Genomic DNA, 24,700 nt, shown 5'->3' with positions numbered 1-24,700 from the left:
TACTGCGAGCAATGGCGTCAGGGGCGTGCAGGCCTCACGACGACTACCGGGCAATGTGCACCACCGACCAGGCTGTTACTGGTCGATCCGAGCAGCATCCCCTTGAAACCTCCGCGCCCCCGGCTGCCCACCACCAGCAGTTGCGCCTTCTTCGACCACTCGAGCAATCGCGCCCGCGGATTGTCGATGTAGACCTCCCGGGTGACCCGCACGTCGGGGTACTTCTCCTGCCAGCCGGCGAGGCTCTCGGCGAGGACGGCGTGTTCGTCCTCCTCGAGCCCCTGCGGCACCAGGGCCGCGGCCCGCGGGTCCTCGAACGCTTTCGGTCCGAGGTCGCTCCAGACGTGGACGGCCACCAACGGCGCGTTCCGCATCGACGCCTCCTGGAAGGCCACCGAGATCGCCCGCTCACTGGTGGGACTGCCGTCGACGCCGACCACGACGGGCCCGCCGGCGTGGGCCTCGCCGCGGACCACGACGACCGGGCAGTGCGCGTGGCTGGTGACGTTGATCGCCGTGTTCCCGAGCAGTGCGGTGGCGGCCGCTCCGGACCCGGACGCGCCGACCACCACGATCCGGGCGTTCTCGGACAGGTCGACGAGCCACTGGGCACTGCTGCCGATCGACAGTTCGGTGTGGACGTCGATGATGGGATTGACCGCGAACGCCTGCTCCTGCGCCTCGGCGAGAATCGCTTTGCCACTCGCTTCGACCCACTCGTACACGCCGCCCGAATCCATGTAGGGACCGCCGAACCCGTACGGAGCGAAGTCGAGTGCGTGGATGATCTTCAGGTTCAGTCCACGTTCGGTGGCCAGTTCGGCGGCCACCCGAACAGCGGACTTCGAGGTGTCCGATCCGTCGACACCGACGACGACGCTGTTGCGGTCCCGAGTGCTCATGGCTTCACACTATCCCCGGACTCCGCTTCGCGTCTGCCGCCCTTCGCCTTTCGACGAGGGACTTAAGTCCCCACCAATTCGGGCTCTCCGCCCGTAGCCGCAGCGGCCGACGTCCGCGAGGATGAGAAGGTGGAGTCGTATATCCACGTCGAATAATGCTGGGCCACTGCACCTTCCGATCATATTTCGGCCGGAGCGATGTCGGTCACAAATTTGGTATCTCGGATGAGAATTAAAGTACGTTCAGGTCATGCAACTCACACAGTTCACCGACCTCGGACTGCGGGTGGTCATGCGACTGGCCGTCGCCGGGGACGGCGAACGACCGGGGAGCCGGGCGATCGCCGAGGAACTGTCGGTGTCGTACGCCCACGCCGCCAAAGTGATTACCCGGCTGGGCGAGCTCGGCATCGTCGACGCACGCCGGGGACGTGCGGGCGGTCTGGCCATCACCGAACTCGGGCGCACCGCCTCCGTCGGCTGGCTCGCTCGCCGACTCGAAGGCGATTCGGAGGTCGTCGACTGCGACGGCGCCCAACCGTGCCCGCTGCGATCGGGGTGCCTGCTGCGGTCGGCGCTGCGACGCGCGCAGAACGCGTTCTTCGAGTCGCTGGACGCCCTCACGATCGAAGACCTCACCCGGTCCCCCACCGGAACCGTGCTGCTCGCCCTCCCCCGAGTAACCGCCCCCACAACTTCCCAGATTTCTCGAACGATCGGAGAATGACATGCTCTCGCACACCTCGACGGACGTCATCCGCGCCACCCTGCCCGTAGTCGGCGCCGCGATCTCGGACATCACGACGCTGTTCTACCGCAAGCTGTTCGACGCGCACCCCGAACTCGAACGAGACCTGTTCAACCGCGGAAATCAGAAGCAGGGCGAACAGCAGAAAGCGCTGGCCGGGGCCATCGCCGCGTTCGCGGCACTCCAACTCGAGCCCGATCAGGCGCGCGTCGACCTCATCCTGTCGAGGATCGCGAACAAGCACGCCTCACTGGGGATCGAGCCCGCGCAGTACGCGATCGTGCACACACACCTGTTCGCGGCCATCGTCGAGGTCCTCGGCGACGCCGTCACTCCCGAGGTCGCTGCGGCCTGGGACGAGGTGTACTGGCTGATGGCGGAGACCCTGATCGCAATGGAAGCCGGGCTCTACGCCTCGGCGGGAGTGGCGGGCGGCGACGTGTGGCGGGACGTGCGGGTCCGCGAGCGCCGCCACGAGTCCGCCGACACGGTCTCGTTCGTGCTCACTTCCCTCGACGGCTCGCCGCTTCCATCGTTCGCTCCGGGGCAGTACCTGTCCGTGGCGGTTCACCTGCCGGACGGCGCGCGCCAGATCCGCCAGTACAGCCTGTCGTCGGCCCCGTCGCGCGGCGACTGGAGGGTCTCGGTGAAACGAGCGGGCGAGGTGTCGAACTTCCTGTACCAGAACGTCTTCGAAGACGACGTCCTCGCGGTGTCGACGCCGTTCGGCGATCTCGTCCTGCAGGACGACGACGCGCCGCTGCTGCTCGTGTCCGCGGGCATCGGGTGCACGCCGATGATCGGGATGCTCAGCCACCTCGCCGACACCGAGGACAGCCGACCGATCTCGGTACTCCACGCCGACCGGTCCGCCAGCAGTCACGCGCACCGCGCCGAGCTGACCGAACTGGTCGAACGCCTGCCGTTCGCGGTGATGCACCGCTGGTACGAAGACCTGGGCGCCCGCCGGCCCGAGGGCAGCCTGCGGGAGGGACGGGCCGACCTCGGTGAGGTCACGATCGCGCCCGGCACTCGCGCCTACCTGTGCGGTCCGTTGCCGTTCATGCTCGGAATGCGGGAGGCGCTCCTCGCGAAGGACGTGCCCGCCGAGAACATCCACTACGAGGTGTTCGGCCCCGACAGCTGGTCGGCCACCGTGTGAGAGCCACGGCGGCGCCGTTCACACCGGCCAGGTGTGGACGGGGCTGCCCTCACGCATGTTCTCCACGTACTGACGCAGCATGGCGGCCAGGGCTTCCGGCCGGCTCAGACCGGCGTTCTCGTGCCGGACCACCTGCGCACGCTGCCACGATGCCCCCGTCTGCCGGGTGAGGCACCGGCCCTCGATGACGCTGAGGTAGCGGTCGCGGGCCTTGGCGGACAGCCCGAACGCGGCGAGCCCCTCGTCCGCGATCGGCAGCAGCCGCCGCAGGACGAGCTCGTCGGCGCCCGCGAACCCGACACCAGGCCAGTACAATTCGGCGTCCATGCCGTACTTCGCGCCGGCATGCAGGTTCTCCTCGGCCGCGTTGAACGACATTTGCGACCAGACGGGCCGATCCGATTCGACGAGCCCGCGCAGCGCGCCGTAGTAGAACGCGGCATTCGCCATCGTGTCGAGAACGGTCGGGCCCGCGGGCAGCACCCGGTTCTCGATCCGCAGGTGCGGCTTGCCGTCGTCGCTGTCGTACACCGGGCGGTTCCACCGGTAGATGGTGCCGTTGTGCATCTGCAGTTCGCTCAGATCCGGCACCCGGCCCGCGTCGAGTTCGGCCGCCGGGTCGACGTCGGAGACCTCCGGCAGCAGCGCCGGGAAGTATCGGGAGTTCTCCTCGAACAGGTCGAAGACCGATGTGATCCATCGCTCCCCGAACCACACGCGGGGCCGCACACCCTGGTTCTTCAGTTCCAGCGGACGCGTGTCGGTGGCCTGCTCGAAGATCGGGATACGGGATTCGTGCCACAGCGCCTTGCCTGCCATGAACGGCGCATTCGCGGCGAGGGCCACCTGGGCACCGGCCAGGCACTGCGCGGCGTTCCAGTGTGCGGCGAATTCGTCCGGCGCGACGCGCAGGTGCAGCTGTAGCGACGTGCACGCGGCTTCCGGGAGCACCGAATTGGCGTCCACCTTCAGCTGTTCGGCGATCCGTCCCTCGAGCGGCACACCCTCGAGGTCGAGTTCGATGTCCTCCCCGCGCGCGGCGAAGATCTGATCGTTGAGCTGCTCGTAGCGGGGATTCGCGGTGATCCACTCCCGGCCGAGGTGCTCGAGCTGCAGCGTCGGCAGCATGCCCACCATCACCAGCTGGGCGTCGTGCCCGTGGATCCGCGCGTCGGCAACGTGCAGCGACGCCCGCAGAGTGCGTTCGAGCTCGAACGTCCCCTCACCGATCAGGGGCCCCGGCCGGACGTTCATCTCGACGTTGAACTGACCGAGTTCGGTCTGGAACACGGCGTCGTCGTCGATCGACTCGAGGACGGCGAGGTTGGACATCGCAGGCGTCATGTCGGCGTGGACGAGATTGAACTCGATCTCCATGCCCAGCATGGGCCTCGGCGGGTCGACGTCGTCGACGAACGCTCCCTCCCGCAGCATCCGCTCGAGCGCGTCGACGCACATGAGCACCTTCTGCCGGAACAGGCGCCGGTCTGCTCGGGTGAATGTCCGAGACGTCACTTCGCGACCCATACCACTCCCCAACTGCGCGTCGAACTGCGCTCACGGGGGAGCATATCCGTTCATCCCGCGCGAATGCGGGATGGCGGGCTAACCTCGAACCAGACGCTGGTGAGCGGAAGGACTTGAGATGACGCCTGATACCGACTCCAAGAAGAAGCCAGAGTTCTCCGTGGGCACGCGCGTGAAAACGCGGCATTCGGCCGATCACGAACTGGCCGAGAAGAAGTGGCCCCTGGAGGCCGGCGTCATCGTCGACGATTTCGCCGGCGTCCAGGACATCAGCAACGATTCGTACGGCCGCGACTGGGCCGTCTCACGACGCTGGGCGATCGCCCTCGACAGCGGACCACTCGTGTTCCGCAACGACGACGACCTCGAGCCGGAATAGGACCTTAGGCGTTGGCGCCTGCGTCGCCCCAGGTGACGGACACGCCGCGATCCTGCAGCCAGCGCCCCGGATCGATCTTGTTTCCGTTCGCGTCGTGTACCTCGAAGTGCAGGTGCGGTCCGGTGGACTGGCCGCGGTTACCGACGTGGGCGATTTCCTGCCCGGCGGTGACGCGCTGTCCCACGCTCACGGTGTAGTCGTTGACGTGTCCGTAGACGGTGACGGTGCCGTCGTCGTGCAGCAGACGCACCCACAGTCCGAAACCGGACGCCGCGCCGGCGTCGATGACCTGGCCGTCGGCCGCCGCGAGCACCGAGGTGCCGATGGGCGCCGCGATGTCGATGCCGCCGTGGTGCGCTCCCCAGCGGGAACCGAAGTTGGAGGTCAGCTTGCCCGACACCGGCTGGACCGCGTGCGGCTTGACCGGGTTGACGTTGGACAGCCACTGCTGCGCCTGAGCGCCGAGGTCCGGGCCGCCGAGGTTCTGGGCGGCGGCACCGAGGTCTGCGGGCAGTTCGAAGCCGGCGGGGAGGACACCGGCCGGGATCTCGAACGGCAGGCCCGGCAGGGTCTGCGCGCCGCTCGCCTCGTGGGAGTCGACGGGGGCGGCAGCTGCGTTTCCGGCGCCCAGCTGGGCTGCACCGACCACGATCGCTCCGGTGGCGGCCGCAACAGTCGCGGCCTTGATGCCCACACCCGCTCCGGTCTGCTGGTTGCGATGGCGTCCGCGCGCCGCGTCCGGATCGATCTCGAAGCGAATGGAAGACCCGTTCGCCCGGTGGTGGGAACCCACAGTAAATACCTCGTCAGTCGTCGGATTGCAGCTCTCCCCATCCGGGGTGGGCTCCTCTGTCTGGCGACGAATGTAACAAAACGATATAGGTCCGCGCCACCGTTACCGAACGTTTATGTTCGGCGCTCCTCGAGCTCGGCCTTGAATGCGGCGTAGCGAGCGCGGTGCGGGGCACGCCGGCGGATCACCGCCCACGCGATCCCGAGCACGACGAACCATACCGGGGTGACGAGGAGAGCCTCGAGGGTGTCCGACTCCTGGGTCAACGCCCAGATGAGAAACACGAAGAACGCCAGGACGACCCAGCACATCACCACACCGCCGGGCATCTTGAACTTCGACGCCTCGTGCAGTTCGGGGCGACGCTTCCGGTACACGATGTAGCTGGCCAGGATCATCGTCCACACGAACATGAACAGCACCGATGAGATTGTCGTCACAGTCGTGAACGCCTCGATGACGGAGTCGCCGGAGAACAGCAGCGCGATCGCCGACAGCAGGAAGGCGCACGAGAACATCAGCGCATTGGCCGGGACCTTGCGGGAGGAGAGCCGGCCGAGCCGGGCCGGCGCGTCCCCCTCCTGCGCGAGGCCGTAGACCATCCGGGACGTCGAATAGATGCCCGAGTTCGCCGAGGACGCCGCGGACGTCAGCACCACGAACTGGACGACCCCGGCGGCGATCCCCAGACCGGCGAGGGTGAACATCGCCGTGAACGGGCTCTCGCCGGGCACGACCTCACGCCACGGTGTGACCGAGATGATCACGATCAGCGAGACCACGTAGAACAGCAGGATGCGGATCGGAATCGAGTTGATGGCCTTCGGCAGGTTCTTCTCCGGGTCCTTCGCCTCGGCCGCCGTGGTGCCGACGAGCTCGATACCGACGAACGCGAAGACCGCGATCTGGAATCCGGCCACGAAGCCCATCGCCCCGGTCGGGAACATGCCGCCGTCGTTCCACAGGTTGTCGAAGCCGGCCTCGGACCCGTTGGGCGACGTGAAGTGCGTGAACACCATCACGAGCCCGACGACGATGAGGCTGACGATGGCGATGATCTTGATCAGCGCGAACCAGAACTCGGTCTCACCGAACGCCCGCACGGTCGGCAGGTTCAGCAGCAGCAGCGCCGCGATGGCGATCAGTGCCGGGATCCACAGCTGGAGGTCGGGCCACCAGTACTGCACGTAACCGGAGATCGCGACGATGTCCGCGATGCCGGTGACGATCCAGCAGAACCAGTACGTCCACCCCGTGAAGAACCCGGCCCAGGGGCCGAGGAGGTCGGCGGTGAAGTCGGAGAAAGACTTGTAATGCAGGTTGGAGAGCAGCAGCTCACCCATCGCCCGCATCACGAAGAACAGCATGAAACCGATGATCATGTAGACGAAGATCACCGACGGTCCGGCCAGCGAGATCGTCTTCCCGGACCCCATGAACAGGCCCGTGCCGATTGCTCCGCCGATCGCGATCAGCTGGATGTGCCGGTTGGCGAGCTGCCTGGAGAGATGCGGCTCGCCGGCCGGTCCCGTCCCTGAGCCATCACCCGGTTCCGATCCGATCGAGCCCGTCGAGGAAGTGCGGTCAGCCATGGAACACCTGCAACCCTTCTCAGTCCTTGCTGTCACCGTCCGAAAGCGTGGGTCACGTTACGCCGGGACCGCCCGCGGACCACGGTCGAGGACGGTATTCCGCATCGAGGGACTTGACAGAAGCCGAGTAGCTAAGGCTAACCTCAGTTCGTTACTTCGAGGCGAGGAGCCTGCACATGATCGAGGACCTGATCGAGATCGCGTACGCCCAGGGCGCAGTCACCTCCGTGGCTCAGGCCGCCGACGGGGTCGACGAGTACGAGCTCGCGCGGGTCGATTCGGTCGCGTCCAGCGTCACGGTCACGGTGCGGGCCGACGGCAAATTCGCGAAGGCCACGAGCGTCGAGGGCTACCTCAGTCTCGGGCAGGTCATCCGGGCATGCGGACTCGACTACCGGCACACCACCTCGAGCGCCCGCCAGTACATCCACTGATCAACCCAGGTGCTCCCCGAAGAAACCGTCGATCCTCTTCCACGCGTCGGCGGCGGCTTCCGGGTCGGGCACCATCCCCGTGACCTTCGCCAGGGGGCGCAGCACCTTCGGTCCAGCCAGTTCGTCGTTCAAGAACGTATGGCCGGCAGTGGGGTACTCCTTCACATCGTGAGCCACGCCGGCCTTCGTCAGCGCCGCCTCCAACTTGGCCGCCGCGTTCCGCAGCGCGAAGTCCTTCCCGCCGTAACTGGCGACCACCGGGCACGCGCCCGCCACCGCCGCGTCGAGGTGGCGCGGCAGGACCCCGTAATTCGGGGCCGCCGCGTCGAACCCCGTGCGCAGGGTCATCAGGGCGAACCCGCCGCCCATGCAGAACCCGATGACACCGATCTTCCCCGTGCAGTCCGACGAACCGGACAACCACTGACGGGCGGCCTCGATGTCGCCGTACGCCCGGCCCTTCCCCGAGAGCATCGCCCGCATCGTCGACACCAGACAGCGTCGCGCACCGCCCGCACTGAACAGATCCGGCGCCAGCGTCAGGAACCCCGCAGCCGCCAGCCTGTCCGCCTGCCGACGCATCACATCGTCCAAGCCGAACGCCTCGTGCACCATCACCACACCCGGCCACGGACCCTCACCGGACGGCCGCGCCAGATAACCGTGCAAGTTCAGCGAACCGTCGTGCCGCGCAGCGAGGTCGGTCAAGTCGATCTCGGACATGTGCGTCTCCCGTTCCGTCGTCACTTCCAGAACATCTGCGACAACCATGCCCTCCCCATCGCGAGCGCACCACCATTCCCGCTACACTCACCTCGGTGTGCGCCCAGCGCGTGCGCCGCGCCTTCGTAGCTCAGGGGATAGAGCAACCCTCTCCTAAAGGGTAGGTCGCAGGTTCGAATCCTGCCGAGGGCACTCTCCTGCCTGCGACGGTCCTCATTGCACACTGTTGTCGCGCCTCCGCTGCGGTAACGCAGGTCACACCGCGGGCGATACGCCGGGTAGGTCGGGACGGGATCATGATCGGCATTCTGTTCGACTTGCCACCAATCCTGGCACCGGAGGTTTGGAGTCCAGTGGGGCCTTGGTGGAATGCCTTCGTTTCTTGGTTCAATCAGTTCTAGGAGTCAACATGATCGGCATACTGCCCGACCTGCCGTACATGGGATTGGACTGGGAGTTCTTCTTCCCGACCAATCTCTACATCGCCTTCATCAACTGGTGGAATCCTTTCTAGCGCACGGTAGCCCGGCCAGCGGCGCCTGCGTACGCGCCGCCACCACCGAGACTTCCGCTTCGCCTTCTCGGCCTTCTCCATCTCGTCCCGGACCTGCTTCAGAACCGCCGGCGCCTCGAGCGCGTCGAACGCGCGGAATTCTTTTCTCCATTCCTTCATATACGTGCGGTGCACCAAAGCCGGACCGAGTGAACCGAGAGAGAATGGGACCGACGCCATCAACCAATACCCTCCGTACACATAGCTGAGCGCCGCACAGGCGAGGGCGACAGCGGCCAGTGCCCATTGGAAGTACAAGAACTTCGAACCCTCCCGGAGGGCATGTTCCATCCCGGAGAGGTGGTAGTCCATGTTCAGCCGGTGGATCTCGATCTCCCGCTCGGTCCGCATGATGAAGTCGTCGAACGTTTCGCCGTCGTTGAGGAAGTCATCCATCGGGGTCGCCTTCGTCGCGTGGGAATCGAAGCGTAAACGCGCCGACCGACATTCCGGGGCTACGGTAATTGCGGACCGTGGCTGACCTCGATCGTTCGTATCGTCGCCCCATGACCACTACCGAGAACCGCCAGGCCGCCCTGCACTCCTACTTCGCCTACCGTGACGCCCCGGCCGCTCTGCGCTGGCTCGAGCGCGCGTTCGGGTTCGAGACCACCCTCGAGTTCCCGGACGACAACGGCGGGATCATGCATTCCGAATTGCGCCGAGGCGACGCCGCCATCATGGTCTTCAGCGACGACGGCAACTACGACCGGCCGGCGCTCCGGGGCGAGACCGTCGGGCACGGCACGTATCTCAGCGTCGGCACCGACAGCGAAGTCGACGAGGTCTATGCCACCGCCGTCGAGGCCGGAGCCACCTCGGTGTGGGAACCCGCGAACACCCCATGGGGCAACTATCGCTGCCGGGTCCTCGACCTCGAGGGCTTCGAGTGGACGTTCGGCACCCTACGCCCGGGCGAGAGCAGTGGTGACTGGCCCGAGGGCGAATGACGGTGACACGGAACCGGATCGACGCGGCACGACACCGGGTCGTCAGTCGATCGCGAAGAGCCGCGCCGCGTTGTCGTGGCATACCGCTCGCAGCCACGGCTCGCCGAGGTCGAATCGGGTGAGACCCTCGAGTGCGTCGAGGTAGGGATACGGGATGTTGGGGAAGTCGCTGCCGAACACGATCCGCTCCTGCAGATCCGCCAGCCGGTGCACCTGGTCGCGCGGAAACGGTGTGGCAGCTTCGGTGTAGTCCGTGAACGTCATCGTCGTGTCGAGATACACGTTGCCGTACTGGTCGGCCAAGTCCAGGAATTCCCGGTACTCCGGCAGACCCATGTGGGCGATGATCAGGTGCAGCCTCGGGTACCGCGACAGCAACTCGGCGATCGGGCCGGGGCCCGTGTAGGTGCCGGGCGCCGGCCCCGACCCGCAATGAATGACCACCGGGACACCCGACTCCTGCAGCACACCCCACACGGGGTCGAGGAGCGGATCGTTCGGCGAGTAGTCGCCCACCTGGATGTGGGACTTGAAGACGCGCGTCCCCGACTCGACCGCCTCGGCGACATACGTGGCCGCGGACTCCTCCGGGTAGAACGTCGACGTCCGCAGACAGTCGGGGGTCTGTTCGGCGAACTCGACCGACCACTGGTTCAGCCACGCAGCCATCGCCGGCTTGTGCGGGTAGATCATCGACGTGAACCGCCTGACACCGAACCCACGGAGGTGTTCGACGCGGACATCCTCTTCGTGCCGGTAGTGGATGGGCCACTCACGTCCGGTGAGGGGACCGACTGCGTCGAAGTAGCCCCACACCTTTTCCATCACATTCGCGGGCATGAAGTGGGTGTGGACGTCGATGATGCCGGGCAGCCCCAGCGCACGCCAGAACTCCTGCACCCGCAGATCCTCGGACAACGGTCTTCTTCTCCTCGACGCAGTGCCGGACGCAGAACCCCGGCAGATCAGAACGGGGGCCGAATCAGAACAGCGTGAACGCGTCCTCGGCCTCGGGGGTGGATTGCGCGACTGCTGCCGGTGCAGGGGCAGGGGCAGAGACCGGGGCCGGGGCCGGGGCGAGCGCACCGGAGGCGACGGCACGAGCGGCCTCGCCGGCGAGGACGTCGGCCATCTCGTTGTAGTGGTTGCCGACGTGGCCACGAACCCAGCGGAAACGCACGGGCCCGGGGCGTTCGCTGATGGCCCGGTCGATGGACTGCACCAGCGCGAGGTTCTTGACGGGAGCGCCACCCGCCGTCTTCCAGCCCTTGCGCTTCCAACCGGGCAGCCACTCCGACGCGCACTTGATGGCGTACTGGGAATCGGACTCGATCAGCAGCGGATCTGCCCCGGGATGCGCGGTGATCGCTTCGAGCAGGGCCCGCAGCTCGGCGATCTGATTTGTCCCGGAGGGTTCGCCACCCGATTGGCTGGGACCCTCGTGATTGACCCATGCCCAGCCGATCGCCCCACCGGGGTTGCGGAGGCAGGATCCGTCGGTACTCACGATGATCATGGCTGGGACTTTACGTGCGCGCTCCGACATCCGCCGGTGGCGGTCGCCTTCGGAGTGGATACGCTGCATTCGATGACGGTTTCGCTGGAGGTGGTCGAGACCACCGTGACCGCGCGGCGTCCCCTGGACGTCGCCATGTCGTTGCAGCCGCTGCAACGCGGCAAAGGCGACCCCTGCCACCGCCGGACGGCCGACGGCTCGATCTGGCGGACGTCGGTGCAGAAGTCGGGCCCGGTCACCTATCGCATCACCCAGATCGACCGCCACTCGGTGCGCTGTCAGGCGTGGGGTGCGGGCGCCCACGAGTTGTCCGCCGGACTGGGCCGCCTCGTCGGCGACCACGACGACTGCGCTGATTTCGCCCCCGACCATCCGATCCTCGTCGAGGCTCACCGCCGATTCCCGCAGCTGCGCCTCGGCCGCACCGACCGGGTGATGGAGGCCCTCGTGCCCGCGATCCTCGAGCAGCGTGTGCACGGCATCGCCGCGTTCGCGTCGTGGCGGCGTCTCGTGTGGAAGTTCGGTGGGCCCGCTCCCGGACCCGCTCCGGACGGGATGCGGCTGCCCCCGACCGCGGACGTGTGGCGGCGGGTTCCGTCCTGGGAATTCCACCGGGCCAACGTCGACCCGAACCGGTCCCGGACGATCGTCCGCTGCGCGCAGGTCGCCGACCGGCTCGAGAAGATCGTCGACCTCCCCCGCGAGGAAGCGAATCGCCGGCTGATGTCCGTCCCCGGTGTCGGGATCTGGACGGCGGCCGAGGTGTCGCAGCGTGCGCTCGGCGACCCCGACGCCCTGTCGGTCGGCGACTATCACCTCGCCGCGATGGTGGGGTGGTCGCTGCTCGGCAAGCCCCTCGACGACGCCGAGATGGTGGAGTACCTGGCCCCGCTTCAGCCGCACCGCCATCGCGCCGTGCGGCTGCTGGAGGTGAGCGGGCAGGCCGTCAAACCCAAATTCGGGCCCCGGACGGCGCTCGTCGACCACACCTGGCACTGACCTGGCATTCGCGGAGGGCCTATACGCGTTTCCCGCACCCATGAACACCTGTTCAAGTGTTCATACGAGAAACTAGACTTCGAAGGATCAGCTGCCGGCCGGAGGAGTCGCCGTGGAACCCGTGGCAATGCACATGAGCGACGGCCTGATCAATGCGCCGACCTCACTGCTGTTCGTCGTCGTCGCGGTGGCGGGACTGTCGATCGCCGCGTGGCGCGCGCGCTCGGAACTCGACGAACGCACCGCACCGATGGCCGGTCTCGTGGCGGCCTTCATCTTCGCGGTCCAGATGGTCAACTTCCCGATCCTTCCCGGTGTGAGCGGACACCTCCTCGGTGGTGCGCTCGCCGCCATCCTCGTCGGCCCCTACACCGGGATGCTCTGCGTCTCGATCGTGCTGATCGTGCAGGCCCTGCTGTTCGCCGACGGTGGGCTGACAGCGCTGGGAGCGAACATCACCAACATGGCGATCATCGGGGTGGTCGTCGGCTACGGCGTCGCGGTGGCCCTGCGTCCGCTCGTCGTGCGACGGCAGCGACTGCGCCTCCGCGTGCTCGGCGGGCTCGCGTTCGCCGCGGCACTGTGCGGAACGGTGGCGGCGTCGATGGGCTTCGTCCTCGAGTACGCGATCGGCGGTCATGCGACGTCCGGAGATTCGACTTCACTGGGCGCGGTGGCGGCGTACATGCTCGGGGCGCACGTGCTGATCGGCATCGGCGAAGGCCTCATCACCGCCGTCACGGTGACGGCCGTCGCGAAGGCGCGCCCCGACCTCGTGTACCTGCTGCGGACGGCACCCCGACGAGTCGAGGTGCGGGCATGAGCACGTCGTCGCCGGTCTCGCTGCGCCGATTCCTTCTCGGCTTCGCGCTGGTGGCGCTGCTCGTCGCCGGCGCGGTCTCGTATCTCGCCAGCTCGAGTCCGGACGGTCTGGATTCCGCGACCACTCGCGGGTGCGAAACCGTGGAAACCGATGCCGGGGAGACGCTCGTGGGTGACTGCATCGCCCAGAACGCGTCCGCCCATCCGTTGTCGGACTCGCCGCTCGCCGACTACACGGTGGGCGGCCGGTCGCATCTCACGGGGGTCGCGGGCGTGATCGGCGCCACCGCGACGTTCGTCGTCGCGGGTGGCCTGTTCTGGCTGCTCGCCCGCGCGCGGCGGAACCGAACGAGCCCCTGACCGTGGGAGCCGGCCACGCCCATCCGCTCTACCTCGACGGCACGTCACCCCTGCACCGGCTGCCGGCCGAGGTCGAGATCGTCTGCGCCGTCGTCTTCGTCTTCGCGGTGGTCGCGACGCCACGCGAGGCGTTCTGGGCGTTCGCCGGGTATCTCGCGATCCTGATCGTGATCTGGCGGATCGCCGGCATTCCGATCAGATGGATCGGACCGCGGATGCTGATCGAATTGCCGTTCGTGACGCTCGCACTTCTCCTGCCGTTCGCCGAGGGCGGTGCACGCGTCACCGTCCTCGGACTGTCGCTGTCGGTCGCGGGCCTCTACGCGGCCTGGGGCATTCTCGTGAAGGGCACGCTCGGCGTCCTGGTCTCACTGACACTCGCCGCGACGACGCCGGCCCGGGACCTGCCGTTGGGTCTGGCGCGGCTGCGCGTGCCCGCGATGCTCACCACGATCGTGGTGCTGATGCTGCGCTACCTCGACCTGCTCACCGCCGAGGTCGAGCGGATGCGCACCGCCCGGCTCTCCCGAGGCGACGACCCCCGGACGTTCCGGCAGATCGGTGCCACCGCCCGTGGCGTCGGCGGATTGTTCGTGCGTTCCTACGAGCGCGGCGAGCGCGTCCACCTGGCCATGCTGTCGCGGGGTTTCACCGGTTCGGTACCCACTGTGGGGGCGCCGCCTGCGACCGCTGCACTGTGGCGGGCGGGGCTCGTGCCTGCCGTGTGCACGGTGGGGATCTGTGTCACGGCGTGGGTGCTCCGATGACCGCGGCCGTGCATCTCGAGGGCGTCTCGTTCGCGTATCCGGACGGCAGGGCCGCGCTGCACCGGATCGATCTCACGGTGCAACCCGGTGAGCGGGTGGCGGTTCTCGGTCCGAACGGGGCCGGGAAGACCACACTGATGTTGCACCTCAACGGCATTCTGACGGCCACCGAGGGCAGCGTGACCGTGGGCGGGCTGGAGCTGTCGCGGGGAGCGTCCCGGGACACGGTGCGGGAGGTCCGGCGCCGCGTCGGCATCGTCTTCCAGGACCCGGACGACCAGTTGTTCATGCCGACCGTCGCGCAGGACGTCGCGTTCGGTCCGGTCAATTTCGGGATCACCGGGACCGCGCTCGACGAGCGGGTGCACGACGCGCTGGCGGCCGTCGACATGACGGCACATTCCGATCGCAATCCCGCGCACCTGTCGGTGGGGCAGCGCCGCCGCGTCGCGCTGGCGACGGTCCTCGCGTGTGCCCCGGACGTCCTCGTGCTGGACGAGCCGTCGAGCAATCTCGACCCCGTCGCCCGACGCGAACTGACCGACGTCCTCCTGGGTATCGACACCACGCACCTGCTCGTCACGCACGACCTGCCGTACGCCGCCCAGTTGTGCACGCGCGCCGTGATCCTCGACGAGGGACACCTGGTGGCCGACGGTCCGATCCTGGAACTGCTCGGCGACCCCGCGCTGCTCGCCGAGTATCGCCTCGAGTTGCCCTGGGGTTTCCGGCTTCCCGCGACCGACCCTCATTCGCCCGGCGAACGATCCGTGACACCGCCGATCGGGTAGCCCACGATGGGGAGACGAAGCTTCGCCCGCACTCCCGCCGGAGGTCAGCGATGTCCATACCCGAAGCCGACGCCGGGGCGGTGTCCCAGCGCATTTTCGACGCATCGCTCGGGGCGATCGACCTCCTCGCCGTCCATCTGGGCGACCGTCTCGGCTGGTACCGCAGTCTCGCGTCGGAAGGTCCGGCGACCGCGGACCAACTGGCGGAACGCACCTCCACCCACCCGCGGTACGCGCGGGAATGGCTCGAACAGCAGGCCGTGTCGGGACTTCTCACGGTCGACGATTCGGAGCCACGGACGTTCACGCTTCCGGCCGGCGCCGCCGAAGTGCTCACCGACGAGCAGAGTCTCAACTATCTTGCACCGCTGGCGCGGATCTTCGTCGCCGCGACCACGCAGATGCCCGCACTGCTCGAGGCGTATCGGACGGGCGGCGGCGTGGGATGGGCTCAGTACGGCGCGGATGCCCGTGAGTCGCAGGCCGACATGAATCGGCCGTGGTACGAGCAGGTTCTTCCCGGTGCACTGGCGTCGGTACCCGAGGTCGACGCACTGCTCCGGACGCCCGGTGCCGCCATCGCCGACGTCGGATGCGGCGGCGCCTGGTCCACGATCGCACTCGCGCGCGCCTACCCGGACGCCCGGCTCCACGGCTACGACATCGACACCGCGACCGTCGAACTCGCGAGGTCCAACGTGCGCGAGCGGCCGGATGTCGCCGATCGGATCACGATCACCGAATCGGATGCGGCGGGAATTCCCGAAAGCAGCTGCACCGCGGCGTTCGCGTTCGAATGCATCCACGACATGCCCGCGCCCGTCGAAGTACTGTCCGCGGTTCGGAAGGCACTGGTTCCCGGTGGCGCGATGATCGTGATGGACGAGGCGGTGGACGACGAGTTCTCCGCGCCGGGAAGCGACGTCGAGCGGCTGATGTACGGATTCAGCCTCACCGTGTGCCTTCCCGACGGCATGAACCACACACCCAGCGCGGGCACCGGAACGGTCATGCGCCCGAGCACATTGCGCAGCTACGCCGAGGCGGCCGGTTTCGGCACCATGGACATCCTGCCCATCGAGGATTTCGGGTTCTTCCGGTTCTACCGGCTCACGGTGTAATCCCTGCACCGCCACCCCGATACGCACGTATTTTGCGGAAAGGCCGAAAACTGGGGCATCCGAAGGGGGAAGATGTCTGCAGTAGGCAGGTTACGGACGCTTTCGCCGGTCGGGGCAACTGTGAAGCGCCAGGTCGAACCAGATTTGTCGTTTGTCATCCGCTACTACGCATGGGAAACACCATGAAACTGCATAGAGTGACAGCACCGGCAGCGCTGCTGATCGCCACCCTGTGTGTCGGAATGGGTACCGCGTATGCCGCCCCCACCCCCGCCGACCAGGCCGTCATCTCGCACACCAGCCTGAGCGCCGACGGCCGATCGGTCGGCACGGCACTCGACGCCGGGCACTTCACCCTGTCGCGGACGGCCGCAGCCGTCGACATCGTCAACGATTCGGGCACCCCGGTGGGCACGATCCCCCTGCGCTATTCGATCGCCGGTGTGCAATTTACGATCGATCCGCTCATCACCGACGCCGGCCGGTTCCTGAACCTGACACCCACGACGACCCCGGTCGCGGGAACCCTCGCCCTCACCCCGGTCGACAGGGATTCGGCGTACAACAACATGGTCGAGCAGCTGCAGATCGGTTGGGACAACGGCGGCGGGACCGCGACGGCGATCGGCGCAGGCATCGGATTCGTCGTCGGGTGCATCTTCCTCATCCTCGGCGGGTGCCTCCCCGGTGCCGCGGTGGGCGCGGCGATCGGCGCCGTCACGGGTATCAGCAACGCGAACCCCGCTGCGCCACCAGCGGTGTACGAATTCCTCGGAACCCCGTAGCGGGGCTTCCGTCCGACTCCGAAGACGATTTCGGGAGGGCTATGGGTTAGTTCGCACACGGGGAGCATCACCGCGCACCCACATATGCATGTAGCCGTTCCGGTTTTCCAGCGAATATGGTCCACGCACAACGATGTTCGGTGCACTCAGGTGGGGGCCGTGTTCGTCCTACGACATGGTGGGATTTCCATGAAACTCTTGAAAACTCTGGCATTGTCCATATTCGTCGTCTCCGCGATGGCCGTCGGGGCGGGCACTGCGTATGCCGATCCCGCACCTCAGGGAATCGACTGGTCGCAGCCGCTGATGACCCCGGCAGCCGACGGCGGCAGCAGCCAGGTGGCCGAACAGTTCTTCCCGGAGAACGAAGTGAAGCAGGACGCCTTCGACAAGATGACCAACGAGATCAATACCGGCTGGAACAACGCGGGCCTGCAGGGCATGGCGATCGGTTCCAACGTGGGCATGGCCATCGGGTGCGTGTCGATCTTCCCCAACTTCATCGCCGGCTGCATCGTCGGCGCAGTGGTCGGCACCATCGCCGGCGCCGTCATCGGCATCGGTGTGGGTAATCCCAACGCCCAGCCGGCCGTAGAGCAGTTCTTCGCCACACCCTGAGCGAAGAGCGAGCTGCAGCCCCGGCCTCACTCGGGCCGGGGCTGCGGCGCGTCGTCAGCCGACGACGCCCTGGTCGCGCATCGTCGCGATATCTTCCGCCGACCAGCCCAGTTCACCGAGGATCCGATCGGTGTGCGCGCCGAGCGCGGGCACGTCGCCCATCCGCATCTCCACGTCGGAGAACGTCATCGGGGGCAGCATCGCCCTGATCGGCCCGGCCTCGGTTCCGATGTCACGCCAGCGGTCGCGCTGATCCAGCTGCGGATGGTCGATCAGCCCGCCCATGTCGTTGAGCTCCGCCGCCGGGATCCCGGAGTCCGCGAGCGCCTGGTCGAGAGCCGCGCTCGTGAAACGTTGAGTCTCCTCGGCGACGACGGCGTCCACCTCGGCGCGGTGCTGCACGCGCAGCATATTGGTCGCGAACCGGGGATGGTCGGCGAGTTCTGGTCGCTTGAACACGTCGGTCACCAGTTGCCGCCACCCGCGGTCGTTCTGGACACCGATGAGGATCTGTCCGTCGAGGGTCGGGTACGAGTCGTACGGGACGATCGCCGCATGACCGAGCCCGACGCGCGGGATCTGCTTGTCGGCGTACATCTTCATGTACATCGGGTGGCCCAGCCACTCCGCGGTCGCGTCGAACATCGACACGTCGATCCGCGCCCCCACCCCGGTGCGTGACCGCCGGAACAGGGCGCCGAGGACGGACGTCATCGCATACATTCCCGCCGCGATGTCGGACACCGGGACACCCGTCTTGGTCGCGGTGTCGGGGGTGCCGGTCACCGAGATCATCCCCGTTTCGGCCTGGACCAGCATGTCGTACGCCTTGCGTTCGCGCCGCGGCCCCGCCGACCCGTAGCCGGACATGTTCACTACGATCAGTTCCTCGTGCTCGGCGCGCAACTCGTCGGCGCCGAACCCCAGCCGGTCGGCGGCATCGGGTGCGAGATTCTGGATGAAGACGTCGGCCTTCGCGATCAGCTGCGCGACGGTGTCCCGGCCCACCTCGGACTTCAGGTCGACGCCGAGCGACTCCTTCGACCGATTCAGCCACACGAAATGCGAGGCCTGCCCGAACACCGCGTCGTCGTAGTTGCGGGCGAAGTCGCCCTCACCGACACGCTCGATCTTGATGACCCGCGCGCCCATGTCCGCGAGATGGCGGGTGGCGAGCGGAGCGGCCACGGCCTGCTCGAGTGCCACGACGGTGATGCCGTCGAGCGGCAGCAGTCCGGGGTCGTTCTCCATGTCGGGATTCACCTTTCCTCTTCGGCTCCCGTGTGATTGTGATAGTGCGTGGCCCCGATCGTGTGCAGCAGTTCGTGCACGGTGTCGTCGGTGAGCCGGTACCGCATCGAGCGACCGTCCCGCGTCGCCGACACCCACCCCTGGTTGCGGAGCAGTCGCAGAGCGTGCGAAACGGCGGTGCCGGTCATGTCGAGTGCCGCGGCCAGGTCGCCGACGCAGATGTCGGGGGCGTGGTGCAGACACAACAGCAGTCGGAGGCGGTTGCCGTCCGACAGCAGTTCGAACCGGTTGGCCCAGCCGTCGATGTCGGGGGTGTGCAGTGCCGCCGCAGCACGCTGAACATCCTCGGGGTTCAGGGCGGGGGTGGCGGCCATCACGCCAGTCTACAAACGCCGCGAGGCCGCTCGGCCGGGCATCCATAGGCGATTCCTCACTGTCCGTTCGGCTCTGTGACTTTGTTTCCGCACTCACGCGGGTGGTCGACTGGCAGCACGCGTCACCCGGTTCCCCGGCGGCGTCGACGAGTCATCGAGGAGCGTGATGTGAGCGGTCTGCATCTACCCCAGCGCGTGCGGCACCATGCCGCAGAGCGGCCCGGAGCACCGGCAGTGACGTGTGGTGACACCACGCTGACGTACGCGGAGCTCGACTGGCGGACCAATCGGATCGCAACCGCGCTGTCGGCGTTGACCTCCGACGGCGGCCGGGTCGGGGCGTTGCTCCGGATGCGCACCGAGGGTGTCGAGACGTTCGTGGCCGCCGCCAAGTCGGGGCTGGTGTTCGTCCCACTCAACTGGCGACTCCCTGCCGCCGAGGCCGCCGCGATCGCGGTCGATGCCGAACTCCGGGTGCTGATCGTCGAATCCGAATTCGCTGCCGCCGCGAACGCCGTCCGCGACGCGCTCCCGAGTGTGGTCGTGGTGGTCGTCGGCGCAACCGACGGCGACGTTCTTCCGCCCGGCACGTGGACGTGGGACCGGCTGGTCACGTCGGGCACCGCCACCGATCCGGGTCTCGGGGACGACCCCGACGCCGAGGTGCTGCAGCTCTACACATCGGGCACGACGGGTTTCCCGAAGGGCGTGGTGGCGACGCATCGCAACCTGCACAACGAGCCGGAGGGCCTGCTGATCTACCGCTGGAAGCCCGGCTCGGTGGCGCTCGACGCCATGCCGCTGTTCCACATCGCGGGTGCCGGCTGGTTGAGCACGTGCCTGTCGGCGGGCGTCCACGTGGTGCTGCTCGGCGCGTTCGACGCCCGGCAGGTCGCCGAACTCGTCGAACGGCATCGGATCACCCACGCCTTCCTGGTTCCGTCGACCATTCAGATGCTCCTCGACGTGCCCGACCTCGACCGCTACGACGTGTCGAGCCTCGAACTGGTCGCCTACGGTTCGGCGCCGATCACCACCACTCTGCTCCGGCGGGCGATCGATCGCCTCGGCTGTGGATTCGTGCAGCGCTACGGCATGACCGAGACGACGGGCTCGGTCACCGCCCTCGCCGTCGAGGACCACGACCCGTCCGGACTCCGCGCGCACCTGCTGCGTTCCGCCGGCAAACCCATGCCCGGTGTCGAGGTCGAGATCCGGGACGTGGTGACCGGCGCCCGGCTTCCGGTGGGCGTGTCCGGGGAGATCGTGTGCCGCTCACGCAACAACGTCGCAGGCTACTGGCGGCGGCCGGACGAGACCGCGCAACTGCTCACCCACGACGGTTTCCTGCGCACCGGCGACGCCGGGCACATCGACGAGGAGGGCTACCTGTTCGTCACCGACCGGGTGAAGGACATGATCATCACGGGAGGCGAGAACGTGTACCCGATCGAGGTCGAATCGGTGCTCGCCGAGCATCCGGCGGTGGCCGAGGTGGCGGTGGTCGGCGTGCCGCACCGGACGTGGGGTGAGTCCGTGACGGCGGTCGTCCGGCTCGTCGATCCGTCGAACCAACCGGACGAGCAGGACCTGATCGCGTTCACCGCCGCCCGGCTCGCGTCGTACAAGAAGCCGCGGGAGATCGTCTATGTCGCCGAACTTCCGCGAGGAGCGAGCGGCAAGATCCTCAAACGCACCCTGCGCGAGGGGCTCCGCGCCACGGAGGTGCCGTCGTGATCGTCACCGAAGACGTCGGTACCGTCCAGCGCGAGGCGTGGGCCCGCGGCGTCCTGCCACCGGTCGAACAGGTACGCCCCGGACTGTGGTCGATCCCGGTGCCGATGCCGCGAAACCCGTTGCGCTACGTCCTGATCTACGCGCTCGCGCTGCCCGACGGCCTCGCCCTGATCGACGTGGGCTGGGATTCCGAGGAGTCGTGGCGAGCCCTCGTCGACGGCATCGCCCAGACCGGGCACCACGTCACCGACGTCCGGTACGCGGCCGTCACCCACCTGCATCCCGATCACTTCGGTCTCGCGCCCCGGCTGCGGGAGGTCAGCGGGGCCGCGCTCGCGATGCACAGCGCGGATGCCGCACTGCTCGGCCACCATTCGCCGGAGGACACCACCGCCGACGAACGACTGTGGAACACCCAGCTCGCCCAACTCGGGGCGCCCACCGACATCCTCGCGGCCGCCCGCGTCGACCTCGTTCGGCTGGGGGCAGGCGAATCCATGGACGTCGTGCTCGGTGACGGCACTCCCCTGGACCTGCCGGGCTGGGATCTGCGGGCGGTCTGGACCCCGGGGCACACTCCCGGTCATCTGACCTTCGTCGACGACACCCACGGACTGATGTTCAGCGGCGACCACATGTTGCCCCGCATCAGTCCCAACATCTCGACGGTCCCCGGCGAGCTGCAGAACCCGCTGCACCGTTACCTGCTGTCGCTGCACGCCACCACCTCCATGCCCGACGGCGAAGTGCTGCCGGCCCACGAGTACCGCTTCCGGGGGATCGCCGACCGTGCCCGGCAACTGATGGGTCATCACGAGGAACGCTTCGCCGAGATCGTCCAAACTCTGGGCGTGCACCCCGAATCGACGGCGTGGGAGATCTCGGAACACATCTCGTGGTCGCGGCCGTTCGAATCCATGTCCGACCGCCTGCTCCGCCTCGCGGTCCGCGAAACCCATGCCCACCTGCTCGTTCTGGCCGACCGCGGGAGCATCCGCTCACTCGGCGGGCACCCCGAACGCTGGACCCCGACACCGTAAGGAAGACACCCCATGAGCGTGGTTCTCACCGAATTCTCCGACGGCGTCGCCGTCATCACCCTGAACCGGCCGGAGGCGAAGAACGCCGTCGACCTCCAGGTCGCCAAGGCGCTCGCCGCCGCGATCGACGAGTTCGAGGCGCGGCCCGACCTGACGATCGCGATCCTCACCGGCGCCGGAGGAACGTTCTGCGCGGGCATGGATCTGAAGGCGTTCACCCGCGGGGAGCGGCCGTCGCTGCCCGGCCGTGGCTTCGGCGGCATCACGGAAGCCCCGCCGACGAAGCCGCTGATCGCCGCGGTGGAGGGCTGGGCGCTGGCCGGCGGCTGCGAATTGGCGCTGTCGGCCGATCTGATCGTGGCCGCCCGCGACGCCAAGTTCGGCATCCCCGAGGTCAAGCGGGGGCTCGCCGCCGCCGCAGGCGGTCTGCTGCGACTGCCGAAGGTGCTTCCGTACCCGATCGCGATGGAGATGGCGATCACCGGCGACCCCCTCACCGCCGAGGTGGCGCACGCGCACGGACTGGTCAACCGGCTCACCGAGCCCGGGCAGGCCCTCGACACCGCCCGCGAACTGGCGGCACGGGTCGCCGCCAACGGTCCCCTCGCCGTGCGCGCCACCAAGCAGGTCGTCGCGATGTCCGCCAACTACACCGACCCCGACGCGTTCGCCGGGCAACGCCGCTTCCTCGATCCGGTGTTCGCTTCCGAGGACGCCCAGGAGGGTGCGCGCGCGTTCGCGGAGAAGCGCCCGCCGGTGTGGCGTGGCCGCTAGCCGCGTGATCGGCGCAGCCCGCATCACGGCTTCCGTACGATGACCGCGTGGACCTGCATCTCGTCACCTACTTCGTCGCGGTAGTCGATCACGGCGGGATCACCAGGGCCGCGCAGTCCCTCTACATCTCGCAACCGTCGCTTTCGCAGGCGATCCGCACACTCGAACGCCGCCTCGGTGTCACCCTGTTCGACCGCACCGGGCGGCGTCTCGAGCTGACCGAGGACGGTCGTACCCTCGACGTCGCCGCCCGGCGCATCCTCGCCGACGTCGAGCGGGCCAAGGCCAAGGTCGCCGCCGTGCGTGAACTCGTGTCCGGCCGCGTCGACATCGTCACCTACGCGGCGTTCTCGATCGATCCGATCGTCGACCTGGTGCGCCGGTTCCGTGAGCAGTACCCCCGGGTGACGGTCCGCATCATCGACGCCGACGGTCCCACCGGCGTCCTCGGCGCCCTGCGACGCGGCGAGGCCGAACTCGGGGTGATCGACCTGTCCGTCGACCACAGTGCGCTGCGCTCGGTCCCCATCGGCGACCAGGAGCTGGTACTCGCCCTGCCCGGTGCACTCGCCGAGACCCTTCCCGATCCGGTGCCCCGCTCGGCCGTCCGCGACATTCCGCTCGTTCAGGATCTCGGGGACAAGAGCGACGCCGCGCTGATCTCCGATCTCGTCGGCGAGCCCGCGAACGTCGTCATCGACTGCACGCATCCGGGCGCCACGTGGGAGCTGGTGATGCGCGGCGCGGGGGCCACCGTCCTCCCCCGCCTCGTCGCCGAGGAACAGTTGCGCGGGGTCTCGATCCGGTCGATGACGCCGAAGCTGACCCGCCCCGTCGGCCTCGTGCAGCGGTCCGGGCCGGGATCGCCGGCGGCTTCGGCGTTCGTCGCGATCGCGCAGTCCACCCGAACACCGGCACCCGAGTGAGGAACTGAGCACATGGAGTTGCGTCAGGTCGAGTACTTCCTTGCCGTCGTGGAACACGAAGGCATCAACGGGGCCGCCGCGTCGCTCGGCGTCGCACAGCCCACCATCTCGCAGGCGCTGCGCGGGCTCGAGCGGGAACTGGGTGTGCAGCTGTTCCACCGCATCGGCCGGGGCATGGTGCTCAGCGCCGCGGGGCGCAGCATGGTCGGGCCGAGCAGGCAGATCCTGCGGGACGTCACCGCCGTCGAGGACCTCCTCGCCACCTCCGACGGGGCCCTCGCCGGCCGACTGGACATCATGGCGTTTCCGGCGCTGGCGATCGGGCCCCTCGTCGACCTCGTCACCGAATTCCGGCGGGCCCACCCGAACGTGATGGTCCGGTTGGGTGAATTGAAAGACGAGGCGCAGGCCGGGTCGCTGATCGAGGACGGCCACTGCGAATTCGTGGTGGCGCACCTCCCGCTCGACGACGCCCGTCTGGACGTCGTCGAACTCGGCGAACAGGAGTACTGGCTCGTGTACCCGCCGGGCACCGACGTGCCGGAAGGTCCCGTTCTGCTCGCCGCACTCCCCGACATCCCGATGGTCTTCGTCCCCCGCGGCCACTCCGTCGCCAACGAGATCGAGGAATCGATCCGTCACGCCGGGGCACGCCCGACCCTCGCGGCGCTGTCCGATCACCGCGAGGCGCGACTTCCCCTGGTACTCGCGGGAATAGGCGGAACCCTGCTGGAACGGTCGATCGCGGAGGCGGCCCAGGACCGCGCGGTGGTCCGCCGCGCGGAGCCGACGATTGCCCGCACCTTCGGGATCGCATTCGATCCCGACATGCTCTCCCCCGTCGGCCACGCGTTCGTCGAACTCGTGCGGGCGGAAGGTTACAGCGCGAGCAGGTAGTTCTTTGCCGCGGCGTACTCGGAGACGAGCCGGTCGACGAGTTCCGCCGTCGGTTGCACGGAGCGCACGGTGCCGATCCCCTGTCCGGATCCCCAGATGTCGCGCCATGCCTTCGTTTTTGCGGTTCCGCCGCGGAAGCTCATGGCGGACGGGTCCGAC

General features: G+C 67.9%; 28 protein-coding genes, 1 tRNA gene and 1 pseudogene. 19 read left to right on the top strand and 11 right to left on the bottom strand.

Going from position 1 to position 24,700, the window contains the following annotated elements; genetic code table 11:
• Window positions 1-17: 17 nt before the first annotated feature.
• On the bottom strand, window positions 18-902 hold the full coding sequence (locus AZG88_RS45765; protein ID WP_005251606.1) for a universal stress protein: 885 nt from the start codon (window positions 900-902) through the stop codon (window positions 18-20).
• Window positions 903-1,152: 250 nt separating this feature from the next.
• Between AZG88_RS45765 and AZG88_RS45760 the strand changes: the two genes are divergently transcribed.
• Both AZG88_RS45760 and AZG88_RS45755 read left to right on the top strand, forming a co-directional pair.
• Window positions 1,153-1,629, top strand: coding sequence for an RrF2 family transcriptional regulator (locus AZG88_RS45760; RefSeq protein ID WP_005251605.1), 477 nt, complete (start codon window positions 1,153-1,155; stop codon window positions 1,627-1,629).
• 1 nt (window position 1,630) lies between these two features.
• Window positions 1,631-2,812 (top strand): globin domain-containing protein, encoded by a 1,182-nt coding sequence (locus AZG88_RS45755; protein WP_061701358.1) that lies wholly within the window; start codon window positions 1,631-1,633, stop codon window positions 2,810-2,812.
• 18 nt (window positions 2,813-2,830) lie between these two features.
• On the opposite strand, the gene AZG88_RS45750 is transcribed toward AZG88_RS45755, so the two are convergent.
• A complete protein-coding gene (locus AZG88_RS45750; RefSeq protein WP_025433184.1) occupies window positions 2,831-4,339 on the bottom strand; it encodes a glutamate-cysteine ligase family protein in 1,509 nt (502 codons plus the stop codon).
• A 118-nt stretch (window positions 4,340-4,457) separates the two neighbouring features.
• Here AZG88_RS45750 and AZG88_RS45745 point away from each other — a divergent pair, with 118 nt between their 5' ends.
• The gene (locus tag AZG88_RS45745) at window positions 4,458-4,718 is read left to right on the top strand and encodes a hypothetical protein (RefSeq protein WP_005251602.1); all 261 of its coding nucleotides are present in this window, start codon (window positions 4,458-4,460) and stop codon (window positions 4,716-4,718) included.
• Between the two features lie 4 nt (window positions 4,719-4,722).
• On the opposite strand, the gene AZG88_RS45740 is transcribed toward AZG88_RS45745, so the two are convergent.
• Window positions 4,723-5,511: a M23 family metallopeptidase gene (locus AZG88_RS45740; RefSeq protein ID WP_005251596.1), complete on the bottom strand. Its 789-nt coding sequence runs from the start codon at window positions 5,509-5,511 to the stop codon at window positions 4,723-4,725.
• A gap of 113 nt (window positions 5,512-5,624) precedes the next feature.
• Entirely contained in the window at window positions 5,625-7,103 is a 1,479-nt protein-coding gene (gene cycA / locus AZG88_RS45735) for a D-serine/D-alanine/glycine transporter (protein ID WP_061701357.1), read from the bottom strand.
• A 176-nt stretch (window positions 7,104-7,279) separates the two neighbouring features.
• Between cycA and AZG88_RS45730 the strand changes: the two genes are divergently transcribed.
• Window positions 7,280-7,537, top strand: coding sequence for a hypothetical protein (locus tag AZG88_RS45730; protein ID WP_061701356.1), 258 nt, complete (start codon window positions 7,280-7,282; stop codon window positions 7,535-7,537).
• Here AZG88_RS45730 and AZG88_RS45725 read toward each other — a convergent pair whose 3' ends face one another.
• Window positions 7,538-8,308, bottom strand: a complete 771-nt coding sequence (locus AZG88_RS45725; protein WP_025433185.1) for a dienelactone hydrolase family protein — start codon at window positions 8,306-8,308, stop codon at window positions 7,538-7,540.
• Between the two features lie 71 nt (window positions 8,309-8,379).
• On the opposite strand from AZG88_RS45725, the gene AZG88_RS45720 reads away from it, so the two are divergent.
• A tRNA-Arg gene (locus tag AZG88_RS45720) sits at window positions 8,380-8,452 on the top strand.
• Between the two features lie 205 nt (window positions 8,453-8,657).
• Here AZG88_RS45720 and AZG88_RS45715 read toward each other — a convergent pair.
• Window positions 8,658-9,209 carry a hypothetical protein gene (locus tag AZG88_RS45715; RefSeq protein ID WP_061701355.1) on the bottom strand — a complete coding sequence of 184 codons (552 nt, stop codon included), beginning with the start codon at window positions 9,207-9,209 and terminating at the stop codon, window positions 8,658-8,660.
• A gap of 110 nt (window positions 9,210-9,319) precedes the next feature.
• On the opposite strand from AZG88_RS45715, the gene AZG88_RS45710 reads away from it, so the two are divergent.
• Complete coding sequence (locus AZG88_RS45710; RefSeq protein WP_025433186.1) at window positions 9,320-9,763, top strand: VOC family protein; 444 nt, start codon at window positions 9,320-9,322, stop codon at window positions 9,761-9,763.
• 42 nt (window positions 9,764-9,805) lie between these two features.
• Here AZG88_RS45710 and AZG88_RS45705 read toward each other — a convergent pair whose 3' ends face one another.
• Entirely contained in the window at window positions 9,806-10,681 is an 876-nt protein-coding gene (locus AZG88_RS45705; RefSeq protein WP_005251588.1) for an amidohydrolase family protein, read from the bottom strand.
• 64 nt (window positions 10,682-10,745) lie between these two features.
• Window positions 10,746-11,279 carry a ribonuclease H family protein gene (locus AZG88_RS45700; protein WP_005251586.1) on the bottom strand — a complete coding sequence of 178 codons (534 nt, stop codon included), beginning with the start codon at window positions 11,277-11,279 and terminating at the stop codon, window positions 10,746-10,748.
• A 72-nt stretch (window positions 11,280-11,351) separates the two neighbouring features.
• Between AZG88_RS45700 and AZG88_RS45695 the strand changes: the two genes are divergently transcribed.
• The 8 genes from AZG88_RS45695 (at window position 11,352) to AZG88_RS45660 (ending at window position 17,542) form a co-directional block, all read left to right on the top strand.
• Window positions 11,352-12,278 carry a DNA-3-methyladenine glycosylase family protein gene (locus AZG88_RS45695; protein ID WP_005251584.1) on the top strand — a complete coding sequence of 309 codons (927 nt, stop codon included), beginning with the start codon at window positions 11,352-11,354 and terminating at the stop codon, window positions 12,276-12,278.
• Between the two features lie 127 nt (window positions 12,279-12,405).
• Entirely contained in the window at window positions 12,406-13,101 is a 696-nt protein-coding gene (locus tag AZG88_RS45690; RefSeq protein WP_037183109.1) for an energy-coupling factor ABC transporter permease, read from the top strand.
• Entirely contained in the window at window positions 13,098-13,460 is a 363-nt protein-coding gene (locus AZG88_RS45685) for a PDGLE domain-containing protein (RefSeq protein WP_025433187.1), read from the top strand. Before AZG88_RS45690 ends, AZG88_RS45685 begins: the two co-directional genes overlap by 4 nt.
• 2 nt (window positions 13,461-13,462) lie before the next feature.
• A complete protein-coding gene (cbiQ, locus tag AZG88_RS45680) occupies window positions 13,463-14,227 on the top strand; it encodes a cobalt ECF transporter T component CbiQ (protein WP_025433188.1) in 765 nt (254 codons plus the stop codon).
• Entirely contained in the window at window positions 14,224-15,018 is a 795-nt protein-coding gene (locus AZG88_RS45675; protein WP_025433189.1) for an energy-coupling factor ABC transporter ATP-binding protein, read from the top strand. The genes cbiQ and AZG88_RS45675 overlap by 4 nt, the downstream gene beginning before the upstream one ends.
• A 50-nt stretch (window positions 15,019-15,068) precedes the next feature.
• Entirely contained in the window at window positions 15,069-16,139 is a 1,071-nt protein-coding gene (locus tag AZG88_RS45670; RefSeq protein WP_005251573.1) for a class I SAM-dependent methyltransferase, read from the top strand.
• Between the two features lie 182 nt (window positions 16,140-16,321).
• The gene (locus AZG88_RS45665; protein ID WP_005251572.1) at window positions 16,322-16,924 is read left to right on the top strand and encodes a hypothetical protein; all 603 of its coding nucleotides are present in this window, start codon (window positions 16,322-16,324) and stop codon (window positions 16,922-16,924) included.
• 189 nt (window positions 16,925-17,113) lie between these two features.
• Window positions 17,114-17,542: a hypothetical protein gene (locus AZG88_RS45660; RefSeq protein ID WP_005251571.1), complete on the top strand. Its 429-nt coding sequence runs from the start codon at window positions 17,114-17,116 to the stop codon at window positions 17,540-17,542.
• Window positions 17,543-17,596: 54 nt separating this feature from the next.
• Here AZG88_RS45660 and AZG88_RS45655 read toward each other — a convergent pair whose 3' ends face one another.
• Both AZG88_RS45655 and AZG88_RS45650 read right to left on the bottom strand, forming a co-directional pair.
• Window positions 17,597-18,805 (bottom strand): CaiB/BaiF CoA transferase family protein, encoded by a 1,209-nt coding sequence (locus AZG88_RS45655; RefSeq protein ID WP_025433190.1) that lies wholly within the window; start codon window positions 18,803-18,805, stop codon window positions 17,597-17,599.
• Window positions 18,802-19,167, bottom strand: a complete 366-nt coding sequence (locus tag AZG88_RS45650) for an ArsR/SmtB family transcription factor (RefSeq protein WP_005251569.1) — start codon at window positions 19,165-19,167, stop codon at window positions 18,802-18,804. Before AZG88_RS45650 ends, AZG88_RS45655 begins: the two co-directional genes overlap by 4 nt.
• Before the next feature lie 168 nt (window positions 19,168-19,335).
• Between AZG88_RS45650 and AZG88_RS45645 the strand changes: the two genes are divergently transcribed.
• From AZG88_RS45645 to AZG88_RS45625, 5 genes are read left to right on the top strand one after another with little or no spacing between them, the layout of a single operon-like run.
• The gene (locus tag AZG88_RS45645; RefSeq protein ID WP_025433191.1) at window positions 19,336-20,904 is read left to right on the top strand and encodes a long-chain-fatty-acid--CoA ligase; all 1,569 of its coding nucleotides are present in this window, start codon (window positions 19,336-19,338) and stop codon (window positions 20,902-20,904) included.
• Window positions 20,901-21,944 carry an MBL fold metallo-hydrolase gene (locus tag AZG88_RS45640; RefSeq protein WP_005251561.1) on the top strand — a complete coding sequence of 348 codons (1,044 nt, stop codon included), beginning with the start codon at window positions 20,901-20,903 and terminating at the stop codon, window positions 21,942-21,944. Before AZG88_RS45645 ends, AZG88_RS45640 begins: the two co-directional genes overlap by 4 nt.
• 12 nt (window positions 21,945-21,956) lie before the next feature.
• Entirely contained in the window at window positions 21,957-22,718 is a 762-nt protein-coding gene (locus tag AZG88_RS45635; protein WP_061701354.1) for a crotonase/enoyl-CoA hydratase family protein, read from the top strand.
• 47 nt (window positions 22,719-22,765) lie between these two features.
• Entirely contained in the window at window positions 22,766-23,644 is an 879-nt protein-coding gene (locus AZG88_RS45630) for a LysR family transcriptional regulator (protein WP_005251547.1), read from the top strand.
• Window positions 23,645-23,656: 12 nt separating this feature from the next.
• A complete protein-coding gene (locus AZG88_RS45625; RefSeq protein WP_005251545.1) occupies window positions 23,657-24,541 on the top strand; it encodes a LysR family transcriptional regulator in 885 nt (294 codons plus the stop codon).
• On the opposite strand, the pseudogene AZG88_RS45620 reads toward AZG88_RS45625, so the two are convergent.
• Window positions 24,523-24,700: pseudogene (locus AZG88_RS45620) on the bottom strand (NAD(P)H-dependent flavin oxidoreductase); the annotation flags it as partial. The gene AZG88_RS45625 and the pseudogene AZG88_RS45620 overlap by 19 nt on opposite strands.

The organism is Rhodococcus sp. LB1 (assembly GCF_001583455.1).
GTDB lineage: Bacteria > Actinomycetota > Actinomycetes > Mycobacteriales > Mycobacteriaceae > Rhodococcus_F > Rhodococcus_F opacus.
This window is presented reverse-complemented; position numbering and strand designations above follow the sequence as displayed.

What these genes read in the sequence shown, in the direction of transcription:
- AZG88_RS45700 (WP_005251586.1), bottom strand. Translation starts at nt 11,279, where the DNA reads ATGATCATCGTGAGTACCGACGGATCCTGCCTCCGCAACCCCGGTGGG.
- AZG88_RS45710 (WP_025433186.1), top strand. Translation starts at nt 9,320, where the DNA reads ATGACCACTACCGAGAACCGCCAGGCCGCCCTGCACTCCTACTTCGCC.
- AZG88_RS45690 (WP_037183109.1), top strand. Translation starts at nt 12,406, where the DNA reads ATGCACATGAGCGACGGCCTGATCAATGCGCCGACCTCACTGCTGTTC.
- AZG88_RS45650 (WP_005251569.1), bottom strand. Translation starts at nt 19,167, where the DNA reads ATGGCCGCCACCCCCGCCCTGAACCCCGAGGATGTTCAGCGTGCTGCG.
- AZG88_RS45635 (WP_061701354.1), top strand. Translation starts at nt 21,957, where the DNA reads ATGAGCGTGGTTCTCACCGAATTCTCCGACGGCGTCGCCGTCATCACC.
- AZG88_RS45730 (WP_061701356.1), top strand. Translation starts at nt 7,280, where the DNA reads ATGATCGAGGACCTGATCGAGATCGCGTACGCCCAGGGCGCAGTCACC.
- AZG88_RS45670 (WP_005251573.1), top strand. Translation starts at nt 15,069, where the DNA reads ATGTCCATACCCGAAGCCGACGCCGGGGCGGTGTCCCAGCGCATTTTC.
- AZG88_RS45750 (WP_025433184.1), bottom strand. Translation starts at nt 4,339, where the DNA reads ATGGGTCGCGAAGTGACGTCTCGGACATTCACCCGAGCAGACCGGCGC.
- AZG88_RS45765 (WP_005251606.1), bottom strand. Translation starts at nt 902, where the DNA reads ATGAGCACTCGGGACCGCAACAGCGTCGTCGTCGGTGTCGACGGATCG.
- AZG88_RS45715 (WP_061701355.1), bottom strand. Translation starts at nt 9,209, where the DNA reads ATGGATGACTTCCTCAACGACGGCGAAACGTTCGACGACTTCATCATG.
- AZG88_RS45755 (WP_061701358.1), top strand. Translation starts at nt 1,631, where the DNA reads ATGCTCTCGCACACCTCGACGGACGTCATCCGCGCCACCCTGCCCGTA.
- AZG88_RS45745 (WP_005251602.1), top strand. Translation starts at nt 4,458, where the DNA reads ATGACGCCTGATACCGACTCCAAGAAGAAGCCAGAGTTCTCCGTGGGC.
- AZG88_RS45660 (WP_005251571.1), top strand. Translation starts at nt 17,114, where the DNA reads ATGAAACTCTTGAAAACTCTGGCATTGTCCATATTCGTCGTCTCCGCG.
- AZG88_RS45665 (WP_005251572.1), top strand. Translation starts at nt 16,322, where the DNA reads ATGAAACTGCATAGAGTGACAGCACCGGCAGCGCTGCTGATCGCCACC.
- AZG88_RS45760 (WP_005251605.1), top strand. Translation starts at nt 1,153, where the DNA reads ATGCAACTCACACAGTTCACCGACCTCGGACTGCGGGTGGTCATGCGA.
- AZG88_RS45695 (WP_005251584.1), top strand. Translation starts at nt 11,352, where the DNA reads ATGACGGTTTCGCTGGAGGTGGTCGAGACCACCGTGACCGCGCGGCGT.
- AZG88_RS45725 (WP_025433185.1), bottom strand. Translation starts at nt 8,308, where the DNA reads ATGGTTGTCGCAGATGTTCTGGAAGTGACGACGGAACGGGAGACGCAC.
- AZG88_RS45675 (WP_025433189.1), top strand. Translation starts at nt 14,224, where the DNA reads ATGACCGCGGCCGTGCATCTCGAGGGCGTCTCGTTCGCGTATCCGGAC.
- cycA (WP_061701357.1), bottom strand. Translation starts at nt 7,103, where the DNA reads ATGGCTGACCGCACTTCCTCGACGGGCTCGATCGGATCGGAACCGGGT.
- AZG88_RS45625 (WP_005251545.1), top strand. Translation starts at nt 23,657, where the DNA reads ATGGAGTTGCGTCAGGTCGAGTACTTCCTTGCCGTCGTGGAACACGAA.
- AZG88_RS45685 (WP_025433187.1), top strand. Translation starts at nt 13,098, where the DNA reads ATGAGCACGTCGTCGCCGGTCTCGCTGCGCCGATTCCTTCTCGGCTTC.